Source organism: Pseudomonas brassicacearum (assembly GCF_009601685.2).
In the GTDB taxonomy this organism is placed as follows: domain Bacteria; phylum Pseudomonadota; class Gammaproteobacteria; order Pseudomonadales; family Pseudomonadaceae; genus Aquipseudomonas; species Aquipseudomonas kilonensis_B.
Map to the genome: position 1 here is coordinate 6,238,547 of NZ_CP045701.2, position 20,985 is coordinate 6,259,531.

The 20,985-nt window shown below is 60.3% G+C and carries 22 protein-coding genes; 6 read left to right on the forward strand and 16 right to left on the reverse strand.

The window, feature by feature from the left end:
• Positions 1-98 precede the first annotated feature (98 nt).
• Complete coding sequence (locus GFU70_RS27150) at positions 99-440, forward strand: carboxymuconolactone decarboxylase family protein (protein WP_014340738.1); 342 nt, start codon at positions 99-101, stop codon at positions 438-440.
• Between the two features lie 11 nt (positions 441-451).
• On the opposite strand, the gene GFU70_RS27155 is transcribed toward GFU70_RS27150, so the two are convergent.
• The gene (locus tag GFU70_RS27155; RefSeq protein WP_058543264.1) at positions 452-1,417 is read right to left on the reverse strand and encodes a GlxA family transcriptional regulator; all 966 of its coding nucleotides are present in this window, start codon (positions 1,415-1,417) and stop codon (positions 452-454) included.
• A 187-nt stretch (positions 1,418-1,604) separates the two neighbouring features.
• Here GFU70_RS27155 and GFU70_RS27160 point away from each other — a divergent pair, with 187 nt between their 5' ends.
• Positions 1,605-2,243 (forward strand): HD domain-containing protein, encoded by a 639-nt coding sequence (locus GFU70_RS27160; RefSeq protein WP_058543263.1) that lies wholly within the window; start codon positions 1,605-1,607, stop codon positions 2,241-2,243.
• 181 nt (positions 2,244-2,424) lie between these two features.
• Here GFU70_RS27160 and GFU70_RS27165 read toward each other — a convergent pair whose 3' ends face one another.
• The 8 genes from GFU70_RS27165 to GFU70_RS27200 all read right to left on the reverse strand — a co-directional run bounded on the left by GFU70_RS27165 (position 2,425) and on the right by GFU70_RS27200 (position 11,587).
• A complete protein-coding gene (locus GFU70_RS27165) occupies positions 2,425-3,312 on the reverse strand; it encodes an ABC transporter permease subunit (RefSeq protein ID WP_064106890.1) in 888 nt (295 codons plus the stop codon).
• The gene (locus GFU70_RS27170) at positions 3,309-4,229 is read right to left on the reverse strand and encodes an ABC transporter permease subunit (protein ID WP_058542258.1); all 921 of its coding nucleotides are present in this window, start codon (positions 4,227-4,229) and stop codon (positions 3,309-3,311) included. Before GFU70_RS27170 ends, GFU70_RS27165 begins: the two co-directional genes overlap by 4 nt.
• Complete coding sequence (locus tag GFU70_RS27175; protein ID WP_058542259.1) at positions 4,226-5,368, reverse strand: ABC transporter ATP-binding protein; 1,143 nt, start codon at positions 5,366-5,368, stop codon at positions 4,226-4,228. Before GFU70_RS27175 ends, GFU70_RS27170 begins: the two co-directional genes overlap by 4 nt.
• 62 nt (positions 5,369-5,430) lie before the next feature.
• The gene (locus tag GFU70_RS27180; RefSeq protein ID WP_058542260.1) at positions 5,431-6,528 is read right to left on the reverse strand and encodes a polyamine ABC transporter substrate-binding protein; all 1,098 of its coding nucleotides are present in this window, start codon (positions 6,526-6,528) and stop codon (positions 5,431-5,433) included.
• 185 nt (positions 6,529-6,713) lie between these two features.
• Complete coding sequence (locus tag GFU70_RS27185) at positions 6,714-7,811, reverse strand: polyamine ABC transporter substrate-binding protein (RefSeq protein ID WP_058542261.1); 1,098 nt, start codon at positions 7,809-7,811, stop codon at positions 6,714-6,716.
• Between the two features lie 177 nt (positions 7,812-7,988).
• The gene (locus GFU70_RS27190; protein ID WP_013694499.1) at positions 7,989-9,353 is read right to left on the reverse strand and encodes an aspartate aminotransferase family protein; all 1,365 of its coding nucleotides are present in this window, start codon (positions 9,351-9,353) and stop codon (positions 7,989-7,991) included.
• A gap of 58 nt (positions 9,354-9,411) precedes the next feature.
• Entirely contained in the window at positions 9,412-10,770 is a 1,359-nt protein-coding gene (locus GFU70_RS27195; RefSeq protein WP_018610575.1) for a glutamine synthetase family protein, read from the reverse strand.
• 40 nt (positions 10,771-10,810) lie between these two features.
• Positions 10,811-11,587, reverse strand: coding sequence for a gamma-glutamyl-gamma-aminobutyrate hydrolase family protein (locus tag GFU70_RS27200; RefSeq protein WP_153389054.1), 777 nt, complete (start codon positions 11,585-11,587; stop codon positions 10,811-10,813).
• A 278-nt stretch (positions 11,588-11,865) separates the two neighbouring features.
• Here GFU70_RS27200 and GFU70_RS27205 point away from each other — a divergent pair, with 278 nt between their 5' ends.
• The gene (locus GFU70_RS27205) at positions 11,866-13,242 is read left to right on the forward strand and encodes a glutamine synthetase family protein (protein WP_025216023.1); all 1,377 of its coding nucleotides are present in this window, start codon (positions 11,866-11,868) and stop codon (positions 13,240-13,242) included.
• A 241-nt stretch (positions 13,243-13,483) separates the two neighbouring features.
• Positions 13,484-14,116 (forward strand): TetR/AcrR family transcriptional regulator, encoded by a 633-nt coding sequence (locus GFU70_RS27210; RefSeq protein ID WP_058542264.1) that lies wholly within the window; start codon positions 13,484-13,486, stop codon positions 14,114-14,116.
• Between the two features lie 69 nt (positions 14,117-14,185).
• On the opposite strand, the gene GFU70_RS27215 is transcribed toward GFU70_RS27210, so the two are convergent.
• The 7 genes from GFU70_RS27215 to GFU70_RS27245 form a co-directional block, all read right to left on the reverse strand.
• Positions 14,186-14,401 carry a TOBE domain-containing protein gene (locus GFU70_RS27215; protein WP_003177394.1) on the reverse strand — a complete coding sequence of 72 codons (216 nt, stop codon included), beginning with the start codon at positions 14,399-14,401 and terminating at the stop codon, positions 14,186-14,188.
• A gap of 25 nt (positions 14,402-14,426) precedes the next feature.
• On the reverse strand, positions 14,427-15,233 hold the full coding sequence (gene ssuB / locus GFU70_RS27220; protein ID WP_153389055.1) for an aliphatic sulfonates ABC transporter ATP-binding protein: 807 nt from the start codon (positions 15,231-15,233) through the stop codon (positions 14,427-14,429).
• Positions 15,230-16,012, reverse strand: a complete 783-nt coding sequence (ssuC, locus tag GFU70_RS27225; RefSeq protein ID WP_116643639.1) for an aliphatic sulfonate ABC transporter permease SsuC — start codon at positions 16,010-16,012, stop codon at positions 15,230-15,232. Before ssuC ends, ssuB begins: the two co-directional genes overlap by 4 nt.
• A gap of 7 nt (positions 16,013-16,019) precedes the next feature.
• A complete protein-coding gene (gene ssuD, locus GFU70_RS27230; RefSeq protein ID WP_153389056.1) occupies positions 16,020-17,168 on the reverse strand; it encodes an FMNH2-dependent alkanesulfonate monooxygenase in 1,149 nt (382 codons plus the stop codon).
• 24 nt (positions 17,169-17,192) lie between these two features.
• Positions 17,193-18,158, reverse strand: coding sequence for a sulfonate ABC transporter substrate-binding protein (locus tag GFU70_RS27235; protein ID WP_116643638.1), 966 nt, complete (start codon positions 18,156-18,158; stop codon positions 17,193-17,195).
• A 91-nt stretch (positions 18,159-18,249) separates the two neighbouring features.
• On the reverse strand, positions 18,250-18,843 hold the full coding sequence (gene ssuE, locus GFU70_RS27240) for an NADPH-dependent FMN reductase (protein WP_116643637.1): 594 nt from the start codon (positions 18,841-18,843) through the stop codon (positions 18,250-18,252).
• A 306-nt stretch (positions 18,844-19,149) separates the two neighbouring features.
• Entirely contained in the window at positions 19,150-19,788 is a 639-nt protein-coding gene (locus GFU70_RS27245) for a peroxiredoxin (RefSeq protein ID WP_153389057.1), read from the reverse strand.
• A gap of 337 nt (positions 19,789-20,125) precedes the next feature.
• Between GFU70_RS27245 and mntA the strand changes: the two genes are divergently transcribed.
• Entirely contained in the window at positions 20,126-20,521 is a 396-nt protein-coding gene (mntA, locus tag GFU70_RS27250; RefSeq protein ID WP_116643636.1) for a type VII toxin-antitoxin system MntA family adenylyltransferase antitoxin, read from the forward strand.
• Positions 20,511-20,939 carry a type VII toxin-antitoxin system HepT family RNase toxin gene (gene hepT, locus GFU70_RS27255; protein WP_058542271.1) on the forward strand — a complete coding sequence of 143 codons (429 nt, stop codon included), beginning with the start codon at positions 20,511-20,513 and terminating at the stop codon, positions 20,937-20,939. The genes mntA and hepT overlap by 11 nt, the downstream gene beginning before the upstream one ends.
• Positions 20,940-20,985: the final 46 nt, after the last annotated feature.

The window sequence follows — 20,985 nt, forward strand, 5'->3', positions numbered from 1 at the left end:
CGGGCGCGCAGGCTTTTTCATCGCCACCTGGGCTTGATCGTCATTGATGGTCAAGACTAGAGGGGCTCAATCCCGTCTCGTCCTTAGGAGTCAACGCAATGTTCAATAACTGGTCCGAGCTGCTGCCTACCATCAAGAGCGCCTTTGGCGCCCTGGGCAAAAGCAATCCGAAGATGGTCAAGGCCTACATGGCCCTGGACGAAGCCGCGGCTGAAAACAACGTGCTCGATGCCAAGACCCGTGAGCTGATCTCCATCGCCGTCGCCATCACCACGCGCTGTGACGGCTGCATCGGCGTACACACTGACGCCGCCATCAAGGCCGGCGCCACCCGCGAAGAAATCGCCGCCACCCTGGCCACCGCCGTGTCCCTGAATGCGGGCGCGGCGTACATCTACTCCCTGCGCGCGCTGGAGGCCCATGACGCGTTGAAGAAGTGAGCGGCTGACACCTACGCCAGCGCGCCGAAATTCAGCCTGAATTGCTGTGGCGTCACGCCCAGCCTGCGATCGAATACGCTGCGCATGTGCTGGGCATCGCGAAAGCCACATTGCCAGGCCACGGTCTTGAGCGGGGCGCGGGTGCTTTCCAGCATCACCCGCGCCGCGTCCACCCGGGCCTGCTCGACGAACTCCGCCGGCGTGATCTTCGCTTCCCGGGTGAACACCCGAGAGAAGTTGCGCGGGCTCATGTTCGCGGCACTGGCCAGGTCGGCGATGGTCAGGTCACCGTTCAGGTGCGCCAGGACATACGCCTGGACCTGGGCCACGGTGGACGTCGGCTCAGCGTGGGGCGCAAGAAATGGGCTGAATTGCGACTGCCCGCCCGAGCGCTGGGTAAACACCACCAGCCGCTTGGCGACACTCAGGGCAACGTCCGGCCCATGGTCCTGGGCCAGCAGGAACAACGACAGGTCGATGCCTGCGCTGACCCCGGCAGAGGTGTAGAGCTGGCGATCCTGCACGTACAAACGATCCGCCTCGACCCGGGTCGAGGGGCACAGCTGCGCCAGCGCCGCGGCGTCACCCCAATGGGTGGTGACGGTCCGCCCCTCCAGCAATCCAGCCCGGGCCAGCATGAAAGCGCCATTGCAGATCGAGCCAAAGCGCCGCGCTCGTGCGCAAGCATCCCGCAGCCAGGCATCGAATACCGCGCCAACGTGCATGAACGGTAACTGCGGCCCGCCCGCCACCAACAGCAGGTCGTAGGCCTGTCGAGCCTCGCTGAAATGCCGATGGGCATTCAGGGACAAGCCGTTGGAACAGGACATCGCGCCTTGCTCGGTGCCGATCACTTCAAGCCGATAGTGATCCTCGGCGGCCAGGAACCGATTGGCTTCGCTGAACACGTCCATGGGCCCGGTAACGTCCAGCGACTGGACGCCTGGGAATACCACGACGGCGACGACTTTCTGCATGGTGCTCACTTGCCTTCGAGTGGAACGACTCCAGCACCCTAGCCAATTCGCGTCCCGGAAGCCATCTGGCACGAAACCCAGGCTTATTGGCAAGGATCGCAGCCATGGGAACATTGTTCGGCTAACGCCCGGCGAACAGACTGAAACCCTCGGCGCCGCACTGGCCCATCGTCAAGAGGAGAACAGCATGAACAGCATCGCCGGCATCAAGATCCCCGATAGTCCCCTCGCCCGCGCCACCACCGAATACATCCGCGATATCGAATCCGACCTGCTGTACCACCACTCCCGCCGGGTGTTTCTGTTCGGCGCCTTGAGTGGCCAGCGTCGGCAGTTGGCCTACGATCCGGAGTTGCTGTACGTCGGAGCGATGTTCCACGACCTGGGCCTGGTGGAAGGTTATCGCAGCGATGATGAGCGTTTCGAAGTGGACGGGGCGAACGCGGCCGCAGCGTTTCTCAAGCCCTACGGGTTGAGCGATGACGACATTGAGCAGGTGTGGCTGTCGATTGCCCTGCACACCACGCCAGGCGTGCCCAAACACCTGCGCCCCACCGTCGCCCTGGTGACCGCTGGTGTGGAGATGGACGTGCTGGGCATGGACTACGCCGCGTTCCCGGCAGCACAGCGCGACGCCGTGGTGCACGCTCATCCCCGCGAGGAAGGGTTCAAGGAATGCATCATCTGCGCCTTTGCCGACGGTTTGCGGCATCGTCCGCAGACCACATTTGGCAACGTGAAGACCGACGTGCTGGTGGATCAGGAACCCGGGTTCAAACCGATGAACTTCGTGGAGGTGATCCGCACTTCGCCTTGGCATTCGTAGCCAGCACGCCCCACCGCTATCGCGAGCAAGCTCGCTCCCACAAGGGCATCTGCGTTCGGCTGCGGATTTGCAGGTGCCCCAAAAACACCTGTGGGAGCGAGCTTGCTCGCGATGACGGACTGACATTCAACATCTTCGCTGACTGCCACACCGCTATCGCGAGCAAGCCCGCTCCCCACATTCAGACCGGTGCGGTCTCGGCCCGGCGTACTTCCGGTTGTTTCCAGGAGTCGGCGGCGCTTTCTTCGATGGCTTGCTGGATCGCGCGCCTGCGATTTTCTTCGGCGCGACGGCTGAAGTACCAGACCAGGAAAGTCACCAGCGACACCGCCAGCAGGATCAGGCTCGCCACGGCATTGATTTCCGGTTTTACCCCCAGGCGCACGGCCGAGAAGACTTCCATCGGCAAGGTCGTCGAACCAGGGCCGGAGACGAAGCTCGCCAGCACCAGGTCATCCAGGGACAACGCGAATGACATCATGCCCCCCGCCGCCAGTGACGGCGCGATCATCGGGATGGTGATCAGAAAGAACACCTTCCACGGCCGCGCACCGAGGTCCATGGCCGCTTCTTCGATGGACAGGTCCAGCTCACGCAAGCGCGCCGAGACCACCACCGCCACATAGGCCGCGCAGAATGTGGTGTGGGCAATCCAGATCGTGACGATGCCACGCTCCTGGGGCCAGCCGATCATCTGGGCCATGGCCACGAACAGCAGCAACAGCGACAGGCCAGTGATGACTTCCGGCATCACCAGCGGCGCGGTGACCAGGCCACCGAACAACGTGCGGCCCTTGAAGTGGGTGATGCGGGTCAGCACGAAGGCCGCCAACGTACCCAGGGCCACCGCGGCAATCGCCGTGTAACAGGCGATTTCCAGCGAGCGCACCACCGAACCCATCAACTGGCTGTTGTCCAGCAGGCCGACGTACCACTTGATCGACCAACCGCCCCACACCGTCACCAGTTTCGAGGCATTGAACGAGTAGATCACCAGGATCAGCATCGGCGCGTAGATGAACAGCAAACCCAGCACCAGCATCAGGCTTGAAAAACTGAAGCGCTTCATTCCTTGCCCTCCATTTCCTTGGCCTGACTGCGGTTGAACAGGATGATGGGCACGATCAGGATCGCCAGCATCACCACCGCCAAGGCGGATGCCACCGGCCAGTCACGGTTGTTGAAGAATTCCTGCCACAGCACTTTGCCGATCATCAGGGTTTCCGGGCCGCCCAGCAGTTCCGGGATCACGAACTCGCCCACCACGGGAATGAACACCAGCATGCAGCCTGCGATGATGCCGTTCTTGGACAGCGGCACGGTGATTTTCCAGAAACTGTTGAAAGTACTCGAACCCAGGTCCGACGCGGCTTCCAACAGGCTGGGGTCATGTTTCACCAGGTTGGCGTACAACGGCAGGATCATGAACGGCAGGTAGGAATAGACGACCCCGATATACACCGCCAGGTTGGTGTTGAGGATTTGCAGCGGTTCACTGATCAAACCGATGCTCAGCAAAAAGCTGTTGAGCAAGCCGTTGTTACTGAGGATGCCCATCCACGCGTAGACGCGGATCAGGATCGCGGTCCAGGTCGGCATCATGATCAGCAGCACCAGCACCGTCTGCATCTCTTTGCGGGCGCTGGCGATGGCGTAGGCCATCGGGTAACCGATCAACAGGCACAAAACGGTGCTGATCAGGGCCATCTTCAGCGAGCCGAGGTAGGCGGCAATGTACAGCTCGTCCTCACTGAGCATCACGTAGTTGGCGAGGTTGAGCAGCACCTGCAGTTTCTGATCTATGTAGCTATAGATCTCGGTGTACGGCGGGATGGCCACGGCGGCTTCGGCGAAGCTGATCTTCAGGACGATGAAGAACGGCAGCATGAAGAACAGGAACAGCCAGATGAAGGGCACCCCGATGACCAGCTGGCGGCCACCGGGCGTTATTCGAGCGAGTCGGCGTTTGAGTTTGCGCAGGTTCATGAGCGAAGCACCACGCCGCTGTCGTCTTCCCACCAGACGAACACCTGGTCGCCCCAGGTCGGACGCTGGCCGCGGCGTTCGGCGTTGGCGACGAAGGACTGCACCAGCTTGCCGCTTGGCAACTCGACGTAGAACACCGAGTGGCCGCCCAGGTAGGCGATGTCATGGACCTTGCCGCTGGACCAGTTGTGTTCGCAGTCTGGTTGCTCGGCGGTGACCAGCAGTTTTTCCGGGCGAATGGCGTAGGTCACGGACTTGTCCTGCACCGATGTGCTGATGCCGTGGCCCACGTAGATGTTGCGGTCCAGATCCTTGCAGGTCAGCACCGCATGGCCTTCGGCGTCGTCCACCACTTCAGTCTCGAAGATGTTGACGTTGCCGATGAACTCGCAGACCAGCCGGCTGGTCGGGGTTTCATAGATGTCGATCGGGCTGCCGATCTGGGCGATCCAGCCCAGGTGCATGATCGCGATGCGCTCGGCCATGGTCATGGCCTCTTCCTGGTCGTGGGTCACCATGACGCAGGTCACACCGACCCGCTCGATGATCTCCACCAGCTCAAGCTGCATTTGCGAGCGCAGCTTCTTGTCCAGGGCTCCCATCGGTTCGTCGAGCAGCAACAGCTTCGGCCGCTTGGCCAGGGAACGGGCCAGGGCCACGCGCTGGCGCTGGCCACCGGAGAGCTGGTGCGGCTTGCGCTTGGCGTACTGGCTCATCTGCACCAGCTTGAGCATTTCAGCCACGCGGGCATCGACCTCGGCTTTCGGGATCTTGTCCTGCTGCAAGCCGAATGCGATGTTCTGCGCCACCGTCATGTGGGGGAACAAGGCGTAGGACTGGAACATCATGTTGATCGGCCGCTCGTAGGGCGGCATGTCGGTGATATCCACGCCATCGAGGAAAATCCGCCCCTCGGTGGGCCGCTCGAAACCGGCCAGCATGCGCAGCAGGGTGGACTTGCCCGATCCCGAACCGCCGAGCAAGGCGAAAATCTCGCCTTTCTTGATTTCCAGGGACACATCGTCCACCGCAATCGTCTCGTCGAACTTCTTCGTGACCCGGTCGATTTTGACCAACACCTGCTTGGGTGTCTGGTCGCCCTCGAGGGCTTTCTTATAGGCGCCGGAGGCAACTGCCATTTACGAAACTCCCACAGAATTTGCAGTTCGCCCCACGCGGGCGAACCTTAAGAGTGTTGACGTTATTTACCCGACTTGACCTTGGTCCAGCTGCGGGTCATGAGTCGTTGGATCTTGGGCGGCAACTCGGAGTTGACGTAGAGCTTGTCGACGACTGCTTGCGGTGGGTAAACCGCTTCGTCGGTGCGTACTTCCTGATCCATCAGCTCGCCAGCCTTGGGGTTCGGGTTGGCATAACCGACAGTGTCGCTGACCTGGGCGATGACCTCAGGCTTGAGCAGATAGTTGATAAAGGCATGCGCTTGCTTGACGTTGCCGGCGTCGCGCGGGATCGCCAGCATGTCGAACCAGAGATTGCCGCCTTCCTTGGGAATCACGTAGGCGATATCGACGCCCTTGCCGGCTTCGCTGGCACGCTCGCGGGCCTGGAAGATGTCGCCGGAGAAACCGGCGGCCACGCAGATCTCGCCGTTGGCCAGGTCGGAGATGTACTTGGAGGAGTTGAAGTAGGTCACGTAAGGCCGGATCTTGAGGAGCTGGGCCTCGGCCTTCTTGTAGTCTTCAGGGTCTTGGCTGTTGGGGTCCAGGCCCAGGTAGTTGAGCATCGCCGGGATCATCTCGTCACCCGAGTCGAGGAACGAAACACCGCAGCTGGACAGTTTCTTGATGTTTTCCGGTTCGAACAGCATGGCCCACGAATCGATCTTGTCGACACCCAGGACCGCCTTGATCTTCTCGACGTTGTAGCCGATGCCGTTGGTGCCCCACAGGTAAGGCACGGCGTACTGGTTACCCGGGTCGTTCTTTTCCAGGCGCTTGAGGAGCACGGGGTCGAGGTTGGCGTAGTTGGGCAACTGCGCCTTGTCGAGCTTCTGGAACGCCCCGGCCTTGATCTGTTTGCCCAGGAAGTGGTTGGACGGCACCACCACGTCGTAACCGGTACGCCCGGCCAGCAACTTGCCTTCCAGGGTTTCGTTGGAGTCGAACACGTCATACACCGGCTTGATGCCAGTGGCTTTTTCGAAATCCGCCAGGGTGGTCTCGCCGATGTAGTCCGACCAATTATAAATATGCACGGTGGAGGCGGCCTGGACGCTGACGGCGAGCGTCAGGCCGGCACCGACCAGCAAGGCGTTGCGTAACAAAGAAAAGACTGGCATGTGGAGGTCCTCTTAAATAGTTGGGCCCAAGTTGCCCCCGTTACTTGGCCAAGAGAGGCCCTGCAACAAAACCGGCGCGCAACTTACCCTCGATAAACCGATCCAGCAAAATTTTTTGGTTATTTAATTGCTCCTGTTGCCGCCGCCGCGACGGCAGCGACAACAGGAGGATGCTTCAGGCCGGCTTATTTACCGGATTTGATCTTGGTCCAGCTGCGGGTCATGATCCGCTGGGTCGCGGACGGCAGATCGGCGATGGCGTAGAGCTTGGCCTTCACTTCGTCAGATGGATAAATGCTCGGGTCACCGGAGATTTCCTTGTCCACCAGAGGGGTGGCGGCTTTGTTGCCGTTAGGGAAACGCACGTTGTCGGTGATCTCAGCCATGATTTCCGGCTGCATGATGAAGTTCATCCACTTATAAGCGGCTTCGATGTTTTCGGCATCCTTGGGGATGGCGACCATGTCATAGAACGAACCGGCACCTTCCTTGGGAATGGTGTAGGCCACTTTCACTTTGCCGCCAGCCTCGGCAGCACGGCTCTTGGATTGCTCGATATCACCCGAGTAGCCCACGGCGACGCAGATGTTGCCGTTGGCCAGGTCGGAGATGTATTTGGACGAGTGAAAGTAACTGATCGATGGACGCAGTTTAAGGAACAGCGCTTCGGCCTCGGCCAGTTGCTTCTTGTCCTGGCTGTCGGTCGGGTAGCCCAGGTAATGCAGGGCTACCGGAATCATTTCGGTTGGCGAATCGAGGAAGCTCACACCGCAGCTCTTGAGCTTGGCGATGTTCTCTGGCTTGAGCAGGGTGTCCCAGGAATCGATCTTGTCGACGCCCAAGGCGGCCTTGACCTTCTCGGGGTTATAACCGATCCCGATAGTGCCCCACATGTAAGGGAAGGCGTGTTTGTTGCCCTGGTCGCTGGCATCGCCGACCGCCTTGAGCAGGTCGGTGTCCAGGTTCTTCCAGTTCGGCAGTTTGGACTTGTCCAGTTCCTGGTAGACCCCGGCCTTGATCTGCTTGGCCAGGAAGTTGTTCGACGGCACCACGATGTCATAACCGGACTTGCCGGCCAGCAACTTGGCTTCCAGTGTTTCGTTGCTGTCGAACACGTCGTAGACGACTTTGATCCCCGTTTCTTTTTCGAACTTGGCGACCGTGTCCGGCGCAATGTAGTCGGACCAGTTATAGACGTGCAGCACTTTGTCCTCCGCCTGAACGGCGCCCGCCATCACGCCCATCAGGGACATGGCGAGGAGGGTCTTGCCAGCTATCTTCATACCTAATGTCTTCATGCCTAATGCCTTCATGAAAAAGTGCTCCAGTTATTCTTCTTAGCCACAGTTCAGTAGCCGGCCACCAGTCTGGCAAGTTACAGGCCGGGCTTTCAACACAAGCCCAGACTTTTGTTCGCGCTGGGCGAGGCCCTTGCAGGAACCTCGCTCAGAGCCTAGCACTTAGCCTTGCAACGCACTGAGCGTCAGGTCCAGGCACTGCCGCGCCTTGGTCACCAGTTCATCGATCTCGGCCTTGCTGATCACCAGCGGCGGCGCAATGATCATGGTGTCGCCCACCGCGCGCATGATCAGCCCGTTATCGAAACAGAACTGCCGGCAGATCATGCCCACGCCCTTGCCTTCGTAGCGCTTGCGCGTGGCCTTGTCCTGGACCAGCTCGATAGCCCCCAGCAAACCGACACCGCGCACCTCACCCACCAACGGATGATCGTTCAGCTCGCGCAAACGTTTCTGCAAATAGGGTGCCGTTTCAGCATGGACGCGCTCGATGATCTTTTCGTCGCGCAGGATGCGGATGTTTTCCAGGGCCACCGCGGCGGCCACCGGGTGACCGGAATAGGTAAACCCATGGTTGAAGTCACCACCTTCGTTGAGCACCGCGACCACGTCGTCACGCACGATCAGCCCGCCCATGGGGATGTAGCCGGAGGTCAGGCCCTTGGCGATGGTCATCATGTGGGGTTTCAACCCGTAGTAGTCGGTACCGAACCACTCACCGGTACGACCGAAACCGCAGATCACTTCGTCGGCCACGAACAGGATGTCGTACTTGGCGAGGATTTCCTTCATGCGCGGCCAGTAGCTGTCCGGCGGCACGATCACGCCACCGGCGCCCTGGATCGGCTCGGCGATGAAGGCACCGACGTTGTCCACGCCGAGCTCCAGGATCTTCTCTTCCAGCTGGTTGGCGGCCCACACGCCGAACTCTTCGGGGCTCATGTCGCCGCCTTCGCCGAACCAATAAGGTTGGGCGATGTGGACAATGCCCGGGATCGGCAGGTCGCCCTGCTCGTGCATATAGGTCATGCCGCCCAGGCTCGCGCCGGCCACGGTCGAACCGTGATAACCGTTCTTGCGGCTGATGATGACTTTCTTGTTCGGCTGGCCCTTGATCGCCCAATAGTGGCGGACCATCCGCAGCATGGTGTCGTTGCCTTCGGAGCCGGAACCGGTGAAGAACACGTGGTTCATGCCTTCAGGGGCGATGTCGGCGATGGCTTTGGACAATTCCAGCACCGGCGGGTGGGCCGTCTGGAAGAACAGGTTGTAGTACGGCAGCTCGCGCATCTGTTGGCTGGCGGCATCGGCCAGTTCCTCGCGGCCATAACCGACGGCCACGCACCAGAGGCCGGCCATGCCGTCGAGGATCTTGTTGCCTTCACTGTCCCAGAGGTAGACACCCTTGGCGTGAGTGATGATGCGCGGGCCTTTCTCTTTGAGCTGCTTGAAGTCGCTGAACGGCGCCAGGTGGTGATCGTTGCTCAGGGCCTGCCATTCACGGGTCTGCGGGTTGTTGCGGGTCATGCCAATTCTCCTTTTATCGGTGAGGGCGAAGCTGCCTGAAGCAGCTCCGCCCGGCGCTTCAGACGGCGAAGAGCAGGAATTCCCGCTCCCACGAACTGATGACGCGCTTGAAGTTTTCATGCTCGGCCCGCTTGACCGCGACGTAGCCTGTGATGAATTTCTTGCCCAGGTATTTCTCGATGGTGGTGCTGTTTTCCATGCGTTCCAAAGCATCTTCGATGGTCAGCGGCAAACGCAGGTTGCGGCGTTCGTAGCCTCGGCCCACCACCGGCGCGCTCGGGTTGATACCTTCGACCATGCCGATGAAGCCACACAGCAGGCTGGCGGCAATCGCCAGGTACGGGTTGGCATCGGCACCCGGCAAGCGGTTTTCCACCCGACGGTTCTGCGGCCCGGCATCCGGCACCCGCAGGCCCACGGTGCGGTTCTCTTCGCCCCACTCCACGTTCACCGGTGCCGATGTGTCCGGCAGGAAGCGGCGGAACGAGTTGACGTTGGGGGCGAACAGCGGCAACAGCTCGGGGATGAATTTCTGCAGGCCACCGATGTGGTGCAGGAACAGATCGCTCATGGTCCCGTCTTCATTGGAGAAGACGTTCTTGCCGGTTTCCTTGTCGATGATGCTCTGGTGCAGGTGCATCGCACTGCCCGGCTCGCCGGTCATGGGCTTGGCCATGAAGGTGGCGGCCACGTCGTGCTTGAGGGCCGCCTCGCGCATGGTGCGCTTGAACACCAGGATCTGGTCGGCCAGGGACAGGGCATCGCCATGACGGAAATTGATTTCCATCTGCGCCGTGCCGTCCTCGTGGATCAGGGTATCGAGGTCAAGCTCCTGCAGTTCGCACCAGTCGTAGACGTCTTCGAACAGCGGGTCGAATTCGTTGGCCGCCTCGATCGAGAAAGACTGACGGCCGGTTTCCGGACGGCCGGAGCGGCCAACGGGCGGTTGCAGCGGAAAGTCCGGGTCGTCGCTGCGCTTGGTCAGGTAGAACTCCATTTCCGGCGCGACGATCGGCTGCCAACCCTTGTCGGCGTAGAGCTTGAGCACTTTCTTGAGCACGTTGCGCGGCGACAGCTCGATGGGGTTGCCCTGCTTGTCGTAGGCGTCGTGGATGACCTGGGCTGTGGGCTCGATGGCCCAGGGCACAAGGAATACTGCGTTCTCGTCCGGGCGGCAGATCATGTCGATGTCAGCAGGGTCGAGCAGTTCGTAATAGATGTCGTCTTCGACATAGTCGCCCGTAACGGTCTGGAGCAGAACGCTCTCGGGCAGGCGCATGCCTTTCTCGGCGATGAACTTGTTGGTCGGCGAGATCTTGCCCCGGGTGATACCGGTGAGGTCGCCAATCATGCATTCGACTTCTGTGATCTTGTGGTCTTTCAACCAATCGGTGAGCTGGTCGAGGTTGTTACTCATAAATGCCTCTAGGCGTGAGTTTCCTGACTGCTATTAGTCGTCAGGCGTTGTTTGACGCATCGGCGTCGCGTTGGATTGCCCTTGCTCGGCAGGCATCGCCAAATGCCTGGAAAATCGCAAGGTAGTGCGGGTTAGAGCTTACCTCCCATTCGGGGTGCCATTGCACACCTAAAGCAAAAGCCTTGCCTTTTGGCACCGAAACCGCCTCGATCAGGCCATCGGGCGCCACCGCTTCGGCCCGCAACCCAGGCGCCAGGCGGGCGATGCCTTGGCTGTGGATCGAATTGACCGCTATCTGTTGAGGCAGCCCCAGGCCTGCCAGTACACCGCCAGGCTGGATATGCACGGCGTGGGCAGGGCCGTATTGGACATCCACCGCTTGAGTATCGTCTTCACGATGATCGATGAAGGTTCCGACTTCATGAACTTTCTGATGCAGGCTGCCGCCAAAGGCGACGTTCATCTCTTGGAACCCACGGCAAATGCCCAGCACCGGGATGCCCGCATCGACAGCGGCGCGGATCAGCGGCAAGGTGGCGGCGTCCCGTGCAGGATCATGAGCAGTGCCTGGCGCACTGGCCGGGCCTTGGTAATGAAAAGGTTCTATATTGGAAGGAGAGCCGGTAAAGAGGATACCGTCCAGAGCGTCCAGAATATCGGACGGCGAAAACAGATCCGCCATGGACGGGATCAGCACTGGCAAGCCCTTGGCGGCTGTCGCGACAGCCCGGGCATATTTGTCGCCGGTGGTGTGATAAGCATGCAGACCGATCTGCTTGGAGCAGGTGGTGATGCCGATTAACGGCAGGCGAGACATGAAGCACCCCGGTATTATTGCTGTTATGGGTTTGAATCGAGCTTAGCCTTGTTCATTTTTTTACACAACACCCCCGTAAAAAATACAACACGGCCCGCTCAAGCCTGCGGGCGCCAAGCCCCCTTAACGGGAAAAAACGCCCCAAATTGCCTCAAAAAAGCCCTGCAGGTGCTTTTTTAGGGCAAAAAAGGCCCTGCTTGACTTCGGCATGCCGTTCGGGTTGACTGGGTTTGGAAGAGATCAATGATTGATATTTTTAACAACAAAGGTGTTGCATCATGTCGGTACCCCCGCGTGCCGTTCAGCTTAACGAAGCGAACGCGTTCCTTAAGGAACATCCTGAGGTTCTGTACGTTGACCTTCTGATTGCGGATATGAATGGTGTGGTGCGCGGCAAGCGCATAGAACGCACCAGCCTCCACAAGGTTTACGAGAAAGGCATCAACCTGCCGGCCTCTTTATTTGCCCTGGATATCAATGGCTCCACGGTGGAAAGCACCGGCCTGGGTCTGGACATCGGCGATGCCGACCGGATCTGTTATCCAATCCCTGACACCCTGTGCAACGAGCCTTGGCAGAAGCGCCCGACTGCGCAACTGTTGATGACCATGCACGAACTTGAAGGCGAGCCTTTCTTCGCCGACCCGCGTGAAGTCCTGCGCCAAGTCGTGACCAAGTTCGATGAACTGGGCCTGACCATCTGCGCCGCATTCGAGCTGGAGTTCTACCTGATCGACCAGGAGAACGTGAATGGACGCCCACAACCGCCCCGCTCGCCGATCTCCGGCAAACGCCCGCACTCGACACAGGTCTACCTGATCGATGATCTCGACGAATACGTCGATTGCCTCCAGGACATTCTGGAAGGGGCCAAGGAGCAAGGCATTCCTGCCGACGCCATCGTCAAGGAAAGTGCCCCGGCGCAGTTCGAAGTGAACCTGCACCATGTGGCCGACCCGATCAAGGCCTGCGACTATGCGGTCCTGCTCAAGCGTCTGATCAAGAACATCGCCTACGACCATGAAATGGACACCACCTTCATGGCCAAGCCTTATCCGGGCCAGGCGGGTAATGGTCTGCATGTCCACATCTCGATTCTTGATAAAGATGGCAAGAATATTTTTGCCAGCGAGGATCCCGAGCAGAACGCCGCACTGCGTCACGCGATCGGCGGTGTGCTCGAGACCCTGCCCGCGCAGATGGCTTTCCTCTGCCCGAACGTCAACTCCTACCGTCGTTTCGGCGCACAGTTCTACGTGCCGAACTCGCCGACCTGGGGCCTGGACAACCGCACCGTGGCTTTGCGCGTTCCTACCGGTTCGGCCGATGCCGTGCGCCTGGAACACCGCGTCGCCGGTGCCGATGCCAACCCGTACCTGCTGATGGCCGCCGTGTTGGCAGGCGTTCACCATGGCCTGGTCAACAAGATCGAGCCCGGGGCGCCAGTGGAAGGCAACAGCTACGAGCAGAACGAGCAAAGCCTGCCGAACAACTTGCGTGATGCCTTGCGCGAGCTGGACGACAGCGAAGTCATGGCCAAGTACATCGACCCGAAATACATCGATATCTTCGTGGCCTGCAAGGAGAGCGAGCTGGAGGAGTTCGAACACTCCATCTCCGACCTTGAATACAACTGGTACCTGCATACCGTGTAAGCGGGTTGCAGTAAAAAAACGCCGCAGGCCTTCGGGACTGCGGCGTTTTTTTATATTTGGGTGGATGGCCGCCTTCGGCGGATCGCGAGCAAGCTCAGCTCCCACAGAGGGGCTCTTCTGATCATTTGGTCTGATTCACAATATATTGCTCTGTGGGAGCAAGGCTTGCCCGCGATGACGGCCCGGCAGACAACACATAAATCGACTCGTACAATGCCCGGCAGCCCCGCAGGAGACGTCCATGACGCGCATCGCCACCCCCCGCAAACCCCGCGCACGCAGCCAGGCCCGGATCGACAGCATTCTTGATGCCGCCCGTACGCTGCTTACCGCCGAAGGCGTGGCCAGCCTGTCGATCTACAGCGTCGCCGAGCGCGCCGGGATCCCGCCCTCTTCCGTGTACCACTTCTTCGCCAGCGTCCCGGCCCTGCTCGAAGCCCTGACCGCCGACGTCCACGCCGCCTTTCGCGCCTGCCTGCAAGCACCGATCGATCATGCGGCGCTGAACCATTGGCACGACCTGTCACGGCTGGTGGAACAGCGCATGCTCACCATCTACAGCCAGGACGCCGCCGCCCGCCAATTGATCCTGACCCAGCATGGCCTGACCGAAGTCACCCAGGCCGACCGTCAGCACGACCTCGAGCTGGGCGACCTGATGCATAAGGTGTTCGACCATCATTTCGAACTGCCGACCCTGCCCGACGACGTCGACGTGTTCGCCCTGGCCATGGAACTGGGCGACCGCGTCTACGCCCGCTCGGTACAGCAACACGGCCAGATCACCCCGCGCATGGCCGAAGAAGGCATGCGGGTGTTCGATGCATACCTGGGGCTGTATCTGCCGCCGTATTTGCCCAAGCGCTCTGATTGATCGTTGATCGCCAGGGACCGGAAAGCCCCGAAGGGCTCTCACCTTCCGGGGCTGTGGGTCAAGCATCGCTCACAATTTGGCGATAGACACCTCGGTGGATTTGACGAAGGCGATCACTTCGCTGCCGATCGCCAGTTCCAACTCCTTGACCGAGCGGGTGGTGATGACCGACGTGACGATGCCCGACGCGGTCTGCACGTCGATTTCCGACAGCACGTCGCCTTCGACGATTTCCTTGATGGTGCCTTTGAACTGGTTGCGTACGTTGATGGCTTTGATAGTCATGGTGTCGATTCCTGTCTGGATGAAGTTATTGCGCCCAACGCAATTGCGTAGGCAAGGGTGAAACGGGGTCGGGTTCCGGCGGTTGGCCGGGCAAGGACAGCACACGGGTGAGGACTTCGGTTTCCAGGCTCGCCAGGCGATGAGAGCCGCGAACCCGCGGGCGTGGCAGGTCGATAGTCAGGTCGAGGCCGATATGGCCGTCCTCGATCAAGATCACCCGATCGGCAATCGCTACCGCCTCGCTGACGTCGTGGGTCACCAGCAACACCGTGAAGCCGTGCTGCTGCCAGAGGTTTTCGATCAGCTGCTGCATCTCGATGCGGGTCAGTGCGTCCAGCGCCCCCAAGGGTTCGTCGAGCAGCAACAGGCGTGGCTGATGAATCAGGCCGCGGGCCAGGGCCACTCGTTGTTTCTGTCCGCCGGACAACGCCGCCGGCCATTCGTGGGCGCGATCGGCCAAGCCGACGGCTTGCAGTGCCTGCAACGCCTGCGGGCGCCAGTTGCCTTTTAGTCCAAGGCCGACGTTGTCGATGACTTTTTTCCAGGGCAGCAAACGCGCTTCCTGGAACATCAACCGCGTGTCCTGTTGCGCAGCACTCAACGCTGCCGAGCCCGCCAGCAGTTGGCCGTCCGTGGGTTGGTCGAGGCTGGCCAGCAACCGCAACAAGGTACTTTTGCCGCAGCCACTGCGACCGACCACGGCCACGAACTGCCCGGCCGGGATATGCAGGTCGATGTCGCGCAACACTTGGCGCGTGCCAAAGGTTTTTTGCAGCTTGCGCACTGCCAGCGAGATACCACGGCGCAGGCACGGCGGTTGTTGGGCGGTCATGCGACACCTCCCTTGTTCACCTGGTACGCCGGGTGCCAACGCAGCCAGACCCGTTCAAGCCCGCGGGCGGCAAGGTCGGCCAGCTTGCCCAGCACGGCGTACAAGAGAATCGCCAGCACCACCACATCGGTCTGCAGGAACTCCCGGGCATTCATCGCCAGATAGCCGATGCCAGAGCTGGCCGAGATGGTTTCCGCCACGATCAGCGTCAACCACATGAAACCCAGGGCAAAGCGCACACCCACCAGGATCGAAGGCAAGGCCCCCGGCAGGATCACCTGGCGAAACAGGCTGAAACCGGACAAGCCGTAGCTGCGGGACATTTCCACCAGCGCTGGGTCGACGTTGCGAATGCCGTGGTAGGTGTTGAGGTAAATCGGGAACAACGTGCCCAACGCCACCAGGAAAATCTTCGCCGACTCATCGATGCCAAACCACAGGATCACCAGCGGAATCAGCGCCAGGTGCGGGATGTTCCGGACCATTTGCACGGAACTGTCCAACAGGCGCTCGCCCCACTTCGACAAACCGGTGATCAAGCCCAGGGCCAGGCCGATACCGCCGCCGATCAGGAATCCGACCGCTGCGCGCCAACCGCTGATCGCCAGGTGCGTCCAGATCTCGCCGCTGCGCACCAGGTTGACCCCGGCCTCGATCACGGCCACGGGTGTCGGCAGGATCCGCGTGGATAACCAACCGGCCGATACCGACAGTTGCCATACCGCCAGCAACAGCAGCGGCACCGCCCAAGGCGCGAGGTTGTGGATGATTTTCTTCATGGCCGCCTCAGCTCTGGGACGCGGCTTTGGGAAGAATATCGTTGGCGACCATTTCACCGAACGGGCTCACATAGCCCTGGCTCCTGGACCACTCCGGGCGCTCCACGTCCAGGTGCGGGAACAGCAGTTCCGCCACGCGATAGGACTCTTCCAGGTGTGGATAACCGGAGAAAATAAAGGTGTCGATGCCAAGATCGGCGTATTCCTTGACCCGCGCCGCCACGGTCGGGCCATCGCCCACCAGCGCCGTGCCGGCCCCGCCGCGCACCAGGCCGACACCGGCCCAGAGGTTGGGGCTGACTTCCAGCTTGTCGCGACGGCCACCGTGCAGGGCGGCCATGCGTTGCTGGCCCACCGAGTCGAAGCGCGCCAGGGAAGCCTGGGCAAGGGCAATGGTCTCGTCGTCCAGGTGGGAAATCAGCCGGTCGGCCGCTTGCCAGGCTTCGGCGCTGGTTTCACGTACGATCACATGCAGGCGGATGCCGAATCGCACGGTACGGCCAAGCTTCGCGGCCTTGGCTCGCACTTGTTCGATTTTCTGTGCGACAGCTGCGGGCGGCTCGCCCCAGGTCAGCACCATGTCCACCTGCTCGGCCGCCAAATCCTGGGCGGCTTCGGAGGAGCCGCCGAAGTACAGCGGTGGTCGCGGTTGCTGGATCGGCGGATAGAGCAGCTTGGCGCCCTTCACACTGATGTGCTCACCGTCGTAATCCACGGTTTCGCCTTCCAGCACCCGACGCCAGATGCGGGTGAATTCCACCGACGCCTGGTAGCGTTGCTCGTGGTCCAGGAACAGGCCGTCGCCGGCCAACTCATCCGGGTCGCCGCCGGTCACCAGGTTGAACAGAGCACGTCCGCCGGATAACCGGTCGAGGGTCGCGGCTTGGCGCGCTGCCACCGTTGGAGAAATGATCCCGGGGCGCAGGGCAACGAGGAATTTCAGGCGCTGGGTCACCGGAATCAACGAAGCGGCCACCAGCCAGGAGTCCTCGCAGGAACGCCCGGTGGGAATCAACACGCCGCCGAAACCCAGTCGATCTGCCGCTTGGGCAACCTGCTGCAGGTAACCGTGATCGACGGCGCGGGCACGTTCGGCAGTGCCAAGGTAATGGCCGTCGCCATGGGTAGGCAGGAACCAGAAAATATTGAGGCTCATGGAGTGGTCTCCTAAGGGATCGAATTACTGCGCTTTCGCAACGGCCGCCGGCGGCGTCCAGATCACGTCCTTGATGCTCAAGGGTTTTGGAATCAATTTGAGCTGGTAGAAGCTGTCGGCGATTTTCTGCTGCGCCTCCACCACTTCCGGCGTAAGGAACAACGCCCCATAGCCTTGGCGCTTCACCGCCGTCAGGGTGATGTCCGCCGGCAGGCCGAGCAGCGGTGATACTTGCTGGGTCACGTCTTCAGGGTTGGCCTTGGACCACGCCCCCACTGCGCGCACCTCTTCCACCAGTGTCTTAATGACCTGGGGATTTTTTTGCACATAGGGTTTGGTGGCGAGGTAGAACTGGTGGTTATCGACGATGCCTTTGCCGTCACGCAGGGTGCGCGCCTGCAGCTGCTGTTCGGCGGCCGCCTGGTACGGATCCCAGATCACCCAGGCGTCGACGCTGCCACGCTCGAACGCGGCGCGGGCGTCGGCCGGCGGCAGGAAAACGGTCTGGATATCGGAGTATTTCAGGCCAGCATCTTCCAGCGCCCGCACCAGCAGGTAGTGGACATTGGAGCCTTTGTTCAGCACGACTTTCTTGCCCTTGAGGTCTCGCACCGACTGGATCGCCGCCCCCTTGGGTACCAGGATCGCCTCGCTGGTGGGCGCCGGTGGCTCGTAGGCGACGTAGAGCAGATCGGCGCCCGCGGCCTGGGCGAACACCGGCGGGGTTTCACCGGTCACGCCAAAGTCGATGGAGCCGACATTCAAGCCTTCAAGCAGCTGCGGCCCGCCGGGGAACTCGGTCCATTGCACGTCCACGCCAAGGACTGCGAGACGTTTCTCCAACGTACCCTTGGCCTTGAGCAGCACCAGGGTGCCGTATTTCTGATAACCGATCCGCAAGGTTTCGGCTTGAGCTTGGGTGATGACGCCGAGGGACACAGCCGCAGCAAACAGAGCGACCAGCCCGCGACGCAAAATGACAGTGCGCATGGCACCTCTCCTTTTTGCTGTGGGGTTTTGGCTGCACCTGCTTGGCCGTTGACGGCTGAGTAAGGTGAGTTGAATCAGGGGTGTTCGGGGTTCATATGCTCCAGCGAGCGCTCAGCAAACGTTCGTTCAATACACTGGGGTCCAGCGGCCTGGGCCGACGGGCCATGGCGCTGAAAAACTGTTCCAGCGCCTCGTCCAGGCGCTGTTGCAGGGCCGGCGCCAATTGCGCCGGGGCGCTGCCTTCGCCATAAGCGACCTGGCTGTCTTCAGCAAAGATCCCGTGGAGCATTTCCTGGGCCTTGAGCGCCGACAAAACCGGCTTGAGGGCGTAATCCACCGCCAGCATGTGGGCGATGCTGCCGCCGGTTGCCATCGGCAACACCACTTTATGGGCCAGGGCGCGCTCAGGCAGCAGGTTCAGCACGGTTTTCAGCGCACCGGAAAAAGACGCCTTGTACACCGGCGTGGCGATCAACAGGCCATCGGCATTTTCGATCTGCTGGAGCAAGTCGATCACCTTCGGGCTGTCGAAGCGGGCATGGAGCAGATCTTCGGCCGGGAAGTCGCGCACCTGATAGCTCACCACTTCCACACCTTGCTGCTGCAACGAGCGTTGCGAGTTCTCCAGCAGCACCCCGGAGCGGGAGCGTTGGCTGGGACTGCCACCGAGCGAGACGACCAACATGCCTGCTATTCCTTAACTGTCACGTGCGATTCGCGGTGGGCGATCTCGCGGTATGTAGCCAACCATAACAGGGGGACACATATATCTTTAAATCATATTTATTCATTTATTTATGCAGTTAAGAGATATGCAACCCACTCTCTTTAAGCATTAAAAAAAGGCCGTCGAAACGGCCAAAACCCTTGGTGCACAGAAATCCCCTGTGGGAGCGAGCTTGCTCGCGATAGCGGTGTATCAGTCGACATCGACGTTGGCAGATCCGCCGCCATCGCGAGCAAGCTCCCACAGGTTCAGGTCGGGTGTGCGTCAGCGGTTGGGCTGCGGGGTCAGGCGCAGGTAAGGTTTCACGGCGCGATAGCCCTTGGGAAAGCGCTGCTTGAGTTCCTCTTCATCCTTGAGCGACGGCACGATCACCACTTCATCACCGTCCTGCCAATTGGCTGGTGTGGCGACTTTGTAGTTGTCGGTCAATTGGAGGGAGTCGATCACCCGCAGGATCTCATTGAAATTGCGCCCGGTGCTGGCCGGGTAGGTAATGGTCAGGCGGATCTTCTTGTTCGGGTCGATCACGAACAACGAACGCACGGTCAAGGTGTCGCTGGCGTTAGGGTGGATCAGGTCGTACAGGTCCGACACCTTGCGGTCGGCATCAGCCAGGATCGGGAAATTGACCACGGTGTTCTGGGTCTCGTTGATGTCCTCGATCCACTTGTGGTGCGAGTCCACCGGGTCGACCGAGAGGGCAATGGCCTTGACCCCGCGCTTTTCGAACTCGTCCTTGAGCTTGGCGGTCAGGCCCAACTCGGTGGTGCACACCGGGGTGAAATCCGCCGGATGGGAAAACAGCACACCCCAGCTGTCACCGAGCCACTCGTGGAAGCGGATCTTGCCGGCGCTGGAATCCTGTTCGAAGTCGGGGGCGATGTCGCCGAGTCTGAGGCTCATGGTGCGGCTCCTGGATGAGAGGGTTGTGAGCCCAAACTTTGCACCGCTTTCGATTGCTTTAAAAAGAATGAATATCCATTTATGTAGATCTTTAGTGAATATAAAAAACTGTTCACTGGCGCCATAACGCATACCGGCACAAGATCGTCAGCGAGGTTCGAGAAGGCCTCGAGTTGCTGTAAAGAGGAGAGGTTTCGAGAAGGGCTACAGGGGTGGGCCTGACTCGAAAACGCAAAGCCCCGCCCGGCGTGTTGCCGGGCGGGGCTTTTTTTTGTTTTGTACCCACACTACGGAAATTATTGAGGCGATTTCAGAACGAGCGGCTAGGATAGGCAGCATGAACACTCAAGCCTTGCTGACTCATCTGCAAAACCACCTCCCTGGCCTGCTCGCGGTCTACCTGTTCGGCAGCCATGCACAGGGCACCGCCGGGCCTGACAGTGATGTCGATTTGGCTGTGCTTTTGTCCGGCGAGATCGACCCTGTGTCGTTATGGCAGCTTTCAGGTGATCTGGCGGATATCGCGGGCAGTCCAGTGGATCTGATCGATCTACGCGGCGCAACGACCGTCATGCAGTATCAGATCCTGACCCGCGGTCGGAGGCTCTGGGCCAGAGACATCCAGGCGGGGTTGTTCGAGTGTTTTATTCTTAGCGAAAAAACCGCTCTCGACGAGGCTCGGGCCGGATTGCTCCAGGATATTCAGGAAGAAGGCAGCGTGTATGGCCGATGACATACTGATTAATAAAGCAGCGAGTATCGAGCGTTGCGTCGCCAGGGTGCGGGAGGAGTACGAGAAGGATCCCGCTACGTTTGCCACTGACTTCACTCGCCAGGATTCGGCAGTCCTGAATATCCAGCGTGCGTGCGAAGCGGCACTGGATATGGGACAGCATCTGATTCGACGTGAGCGACTGGGTGTCCCGCAAAGTGCCCGCGATACATTCGAGTTACTTTTTCAAGGTGGCTGGGTGGAAGAAGGTCTGGTGAAAAACCTGAAGAACATGGTGGGTTTCAGGAATATCGCCGTGCATGACTACCAAGCCCTGCAATTGCCGATCATGGTCGCGATCATTACCCAGCATCTGGGCGACTTCCTGGCTTTCAGCACGTTCATCCTGCGTAAGGACGCGGCGGAGTCCAAGGGATAAAGCGATATCCGGCTCGTTGAGACAAAAACGTAAAAGCCCCGCCCGG

Excerpts from the sequence above, each read along its gene's own strand:
- GFU70_RS27150 (WP_014340738.1), top strand. The coding sequence starts at position 99 with ATGTTCAATAACTGGTCCGAGCTGCTGCCTACCATCAAGAGCGCCTTT.
- GFU70_RS27155 (WP_058543264.1), bottom strand. The coding sequence starts at position 1,417 with ATGCAGAAAGTCGTCGCCGTCGTGGTATTCCCAGGCGTCCAGTCGCTG.
- GFU70_RS27160 (WP_058543263.1), top strand. The coding sequence starts at position 1,605 with ATGAACAGCATCGCCGGCATCAAGATCCCCGATAGTCCCCTCGCCCGC.
- GFU70_RS27165 (WP_064106890.1), bottom strand. The coding sequence starts at position 3,312 with ATGAAGCGCTTCAGTTTTTCAAGCCTGATGCTGGTGCTGGGTTTGCTG.
- GFU70_RS27170 (WP_058542258.1), bottom strand. The coding sequence starts at position 4,229 with ATGAACCTGCGCAAACTCAAACGCCGACTCGCTCGAATAACGCCCGGT.
- GFU70_RS27175 (WP_058542259.1), bottom strand. The coding sequence starts at position 5,368 with ATGGCAGTTGCCTCCGGCGCCTATAAGAAAGCCCTCGAGGGCGACCAG.
- GFU70_RS27180 (WP_058542260.1), bottom strand. The coding sequence starts at position 6,528 with ATGCCAGTCTTTTCTTTGTTACGCAACGCCTTGCTGGTCGGTGCCGGC.
- GFU70_RS27185 (WP_058542261.1), bottom strand. The coding sequence starts at position 7,811 with ATGAAGATAGCTGGCAAGACCCTCCTCGCCATGTCCCTGATGGGCGTG.
- GFU70_RS27190 (WP_013694499.1), bottom strand. The coding sequence starts at position 9,353 with ATGACCCGCAACAACCCGCAGACCCGTGAATGGCAGGCCCTGAGCAAC.
- GFU70_RS27195 (WP_018610575.1), bottom strand. The coding sequence starts at position 10,770 with ATGAGTAACAACCTCGACCAGCTCACCGATTGGTTGAAAGACCACAAG.
- GFU70_RS27200 (WP_153389054.1), bottom strand. The coding sequence starts at position 11,587 with ATGTCTCGCCTGCCGTTAATCGGCATCACCACCTGCTCCAAGCAGATC.
- GFU70_RS27205 (WP_025216023.1), top strand. The coding sequence starts at position 11,866 with ATGTCGGTACCCCCGCGTGCCGTTCAGCTTAACGAAGCGAACGCGTTC.
- GFU70_RS27210 (WP_058542264.1), top strand. The coding sequence starts at position 13,484 with ATGACGCGCATCGCCACCCCCCGCAAACCCCGCGCACGCAGCCAGGCC.
- GFU70_RS27215 (WP_003177394.1), bottom strand. The coding sequence starts at position 14,401 with ATGACTATCAAAGCCATCAACGTACGCAACCAGTTCAAAGGCACCATC.
- ssuB (WP_153389055.1), bottom strand. The coding sequence starts at position 15,233 with ATGACCGCCCAACAACCGCCGTGCCTGCGCCGTGGTATCTCGCTGGCA.
- ssuC (WP_116643639.1), bottom strand. The coding sequence starts at position 16,012 with ATGAAGAAAATCATCCACAACCTCGCGCCTTGGGCGGTGCCGCTGCTG.
- ssuD (WP_153389056.1), bottom strand. The coding sequence starts at position 17,168 with ATGAGCCTCAATATTTTCTGGTTCCTGCCTACCCATGGCGACGGCCAT.
- GFU70_RS27235 (WP_116643638.1), bottom strand. The coding sequence starts at position 18,158 with ATGCGCACTGTCATTTTGCGTCGCGGGCTGGTCGCTCTGTTTGCTGCG.
- ssuE (WP_116643637.1), bottom strand. The coding sequence starts at position 18,843 with ATGTTGGTCGTCTCGCTCGGTGGCAGTCCCAGCCAACGCTCCCGCTCC.
- GFU70_RS27245 (WP_153389057.1), bottom strand. The coding sequence starts at position 19,788 with ATGAGCCTCAGACTCGGCGACATCGCCCCCGACTTCGAACAGGATTCC.
- mntA (WP_116643636.1), top strand. The coding sequence starts at position 20,126 with ATGAACACTCAAGCCTTGCTGACTCATCTGCAAAACCACCTCCCTGGC.
- hepT (WP_058542271.1), top strand. The coding sequence starts at position 20,511 with ATGGCCGATGACATACTGATTAATAAAGCAGCGAGTATCGAGCGTTGC.